This is a genomic window from Conyzicola sp., from assembly GCF_046714715.1.
GTDB lineage: Bacteria > Actinomycetota > Actinomycetes > Actinomycetales > Microbacteriaceae > Conyzicola.
The window spans coordinates 1-2611 of sequence record NZ_JBKKAD010000132.1; the positions used below are offsets into that span (position 1 = coordinate 1).

Genomic DNA, 2611 nt, shown 5'->3' on the forward strand with positions numbered 1-2611 from the left:
AAGTGCACTATCGGCGCCCCCGGCCGCAGCCCCGAAGCCAATTTGTTGTCATGTGCCACAAAAACCTTGCGCAACCCAGCTGTCACCGCTTAGCCTCCTATCAGTTCGAATCGAAACGTTTAGACGATGGAGTCACGATGGCCAACATTCACGACGTCGCTCGCGCGGCGGGTGTCTCCATCAGCACCGTCTCGTACGCCATCAGCGGCAAGCGTTCGATCGCCGCCTCCACCCGTCGCCGCGTCGAAGACGCCGTTCTCGCCCTCGACTACCGCCCCAACGCGGGCGCGCGCATGCTCAAGGGAACACGCACGAACCTGCTCGCCCTGAGCGCGCCGCTGCACGCCGGATCGCACGGCCCCGCGCATATGGCCTTCGTGCTGGCCGTCATCAATGCCGCACGCACCTTCGACTACGACGTGGTGTTGCTGACTCAGGATGACGCGACGAGCGGTCTCCGCCGCGTGGCCAGCTCGGCGCTCGTCGACGGCATCATCCTGCTCGACGTCTCGCAGGACGACGAGCGCATCGAGCTCGTGCGCACGCTCAACGTGCCGACGGCGCTCGTCGGCGTTCCGCGAGTCACCGACGAGCTGGTCTGTGTCGACCTCGACTTCGAGCGCGCGGCCGAATTAAGCGTGCAGACGCTCGCCGCCCAGGGGCACACGCAGGTCGGCCTCGTCGGCCAGGACCCGCTGATCTACGAGCGTGGCTCGAACTTCCCGCACCGGTTCCGTGCGGCGTTCGAGGCCGAGGCGCTGCGTCTGGGCATCGATGCCGCGTTCGTGCCGTCGCGCGAGAACACCGCGAGCGTTCGCGCCGCCGTCGACGAGCTGACGGCCGAGCTGCCGGCGATGACCGGCCTGATTCTGCACTGCAACGAACCCGTGCAGTCGATGGTGCTCGAGGTTCTCGACCAGCGTGGCATCCGGATACCCACCGACCTGTCGGTGATCTCCGCGTGCTCCAGCTTCGACACCGTGCATCTGAACCCGCCCCTCGACGTGATCCCGCTCCCCGCGAGCGACACCTGCGGTCGCGCCGTCGCGCTCCTGATGGAACAGCTCTCCACCGGCGTCGAGCCGCGTGTCGAATTGCTCCCTCCCACTCTGATCGAGCGCGGCTCGACCGCCGCCCGCGACCGGGTCTGACCACAGCACCAGGAAAGGACGATCCCACCTCTTCAGTCGAAACGTTTCGACCAGCAGCAGCAGTTCTTCAATCTCGGCCGAACGGCCGGCTCTACAAGGAAGTAGCAACAGTGAAAAAGAACACCAGGCACGCGGCCGCAATCGCCGCATTCGCCGTCAGCGCCATCGTGCTCGCCGGATGCTCCGGCGGCGGTTCCGCCTCCGACGACAACACCCTCACCCTCTGGCACTTCGAAAGCGACACGAGCGCCATGGGCATCGCGTGGGAAGAAGCGATCAAGGTCTTCGAAGAGGAGACCGGTGCCACGGTCGACTTCGAGGAGAAGAGCTTCGAGCAGATCCGCTCGACCGCCAGCCAGGTTCTCAACTCCGACGAGGCACCGGACATCCTCGAGTACAACAAGGGCAATGCAACGGCCGGCCTGCTCGCCAGCCAGGGCCTGCTCTCCAGCCTCGACGACGCCTACGACGAGTACGGCTGGGCCGACAAGCTCGCACCCTCGCTGCAGACGACAGCCCGCTACGACGACAAGGGCATCATGGGCGACGGCTCGTTCTACGGTGTGCCGAACTACGGCGAGTTCGTCGAGGTCTACTACAACAAGGACATGTTCGCCGAGAACGGCCTCGAGGTTCCGACGACCCTCGCCGAGCTCGAGAGCGTGATGAAGTCGTTCGCCGACAAGGGCGTCACGCCCCTCGCCGAGGCGGCGGCCGAATACCCCCTCGGCCAGCTCTGGTACCAGCTCGCGCTGACCAAGGCAGACCGCGGATGGATCGACGACTACCAGCTCTACAAGGGCGACATCGACTGGGAGGGCGAAGAGGTCAGCTACGCCACCGAGACCATCAAGGACTGGACCGACGCCGGCTACATCAGCAAGGACTCCACCGGCCTGAAGGCGGAGGACGCCGGAACCGCGTTCATCAACGGCACCTACCCGATCTTCTTCTCGGGCAGCTGGTGGTACAACCGGTTCACGACCGAGGCCACCGGCTTCGAGTGGGGCACCTTCCTCTTCCCCGAGGCCGAGTTCGCGCCCGGATCGGCCGGCAACATGTGGGTCGTTCCCGAGAACGCGGCGAACAAGGACCTGGCGGCGCAGTTCATCGACATCACCATGCGCCCCGAGATCCAGGCCATGATCGGCAACAACGGCGGAATCCCGGTTGCGGCGGATGTCGCGGACATCACCGACCCGAAGAGCATCGAGCTGATCACCAACTTCAACACGCTCACCGAGCGCGACGGCATCGGCTTCTACCCCGACTGGCCCACCGCGACGTTCTACGACGAGCTGAACGCGGCGCTCCAAGAGCTGGTCAACGACACCAAGTCGCCGGCCGACGTGCAGAAGCAGCTGGGCGAGCAGTACCAGGCAGGCGTCGACGACATCGTCGGCTAGTCGCACTCCGGTCCGGGGGGGGGCGCGGGCCCCCCCCCCCCCACAAACCCCCCC

The 2611-nt window shown here is 65.8% G+C and carries 2 protein-coding genes; both read left to right on the plus strand.

Going from position 1 to position 2611, the window contains the following annotated elements; translation table 11 throughout:
- Positions 1-137: 137 nt before the first annotated feature.
- The gene (locus tag ACLQ6X_RS09805) at positions 138-1151 is read left to right on the plus strand and encodes a LacI family DNA-binding transcriptional regulator (RefSeq protein ID WP_411699984.1); all 1014 of its coding nucleotides are present in this window, start codon (positions 138-140) and stop codon (positions 1149-1151) included.
- Positions 1152-1261: 110 nt separating this feature from the next.
- Complete coding sequence (locus ACLQ6X_RS09810; RefSeq protein WP_411699985.1) at positions 1262-2557, plus strand: ABC transporter substrate-binding protein; 1296 nt, start codon at positions 1262-1264, stop codon at positions 2555-2557.
- Positions 2558-2611 lie beyond the last annotated feature (54 nt).